At 47.7% G+C, this 1,305-nt stretch carries 1 protein-coding gene; it reads left to right on the top strand.

Translation table 11 applies throughout. From position 1 onward, the window contains the following. On the top strand, positions 1-1,293 hold a 1,293-nt coding region (locus R7035_RS25420), incomplete at its 5' end, for an MFS transporter (RefSeq protein WP_318146345.1). Between the last annotated feature and the right edge of the window lie 12 nt (positions 1,294-1,305).

Raw genomic sequence — 1,305 nt, 5'->3', positions numbered from 1 at the left:
TGGCATGTATTTTTAGGCTTGGTTTTCGGTTACGCCGTCTTCTACGTAGTTCGTATGAGTTTAGGTGTTGTTAAAAAACCAATGCTGGATGCAGGCATCGTAACCATCGAAGAACTCGGTATCATGGGTTCGGCTTTCTTCTTCACTTACGCTTTTGGTAAGTTCTCGAACGGCTTCCTTTCTGACTATGCCAACATTGGCCGATTTATGTCGTTCTCTCTACTACTGTCTGGTATCACCGCAGTATTCATGGGTTTGAACACCACGGCATTCTTCTTTGTTCTGCTTTGGGGTCTAAACGGTTGGTTCCAATCTGTTGGTTCAGCACCGTCTTGTGTGTCTCTGTTCCAATGGTTCTCACCAAAACAACGTGGTAGCCGTTACTCTATCTGGGGTGGCTCACGTAACATCGGTGAAGGTATCACTTGGATCCTAACGGCGTCCCTAGTGAGCTACTTCGGTTGGCGCGCAGGTTTCATCGGTGCGGGTATTGCAGCGATTGCAGCAGCGATTTGTATGTTCTTCATCCTAAAGGACCGTCCACAAACTTACGGTTTGCCAGATTCAGCAACAGCATTCGACGAAGAACCTGAGATCAAGAAAAAGAACGATCCGCAAGCAACTCGTCGCGCTCAAATGTTCATCCTGAAGCAACCAACCGTTTGGCTAATTGCAGCAGCGTGTGCAGCGATGTACATCTCTCGCTACGCGATGTCTTCTTGGGCAGTGCTTTACCTACAAGAAGCAAAAGGTTACTCACTGATTGACGCTGGCTTCGCAATGTCTACATACCCTATCGCGGGTCTAGCAGGTGCAATCCTATCAGGCATCATCTCTGACAAGGTGTTCAACTCTAACCGCCATATCCCGACTCTACTTTACGGATTGGCGAACATAGGTGGCATGTGCTTGATGTTCTTCGGCCCAGATACCCGCATCGTTGACGCAGTAGCACTAGGTATGATCGGTTTCGCTATCGGTGGTCTGGTTGTGTTCCTTGCAGGTCTAACTGCTTGTGACTTGATGCCTAAGAACGCAGTTGGCGCAGTGAAAGGCTTCATCGGTCTGTTCTCTTACATCGCCGCTTCTGGTCAAGAGTTAGCGTCAGCTTCTCTAATCAAAATCACAGAGGTTGATGGCGTAACTAAATACGACTTCTCTCAAGCGCAATATTTCTGGCTGGCTGCTGGTGTGATTTCTCTACTTCTTGCTCTAACAGTTTGGAATGCGAAGAAAGTGGTTGATATCGACCCAGTTGAAGAAAAAGAGCTAGAAGCTCGCCCTAGTCACTAATCCTGACTAAAG

The organism is Vibrio sp. 1731 (assembly GCF_033339955.1).
Classification (GTDB): Bacteria; Pseudomonadota; Gammaproteobacteria; order Enterobacterales; family Vibrionaceae; genus Vibrio; species Vibrio alginolyticus.
This window is presented reverse-complemented; position numbering and strand designations above follow the sequence as displayed.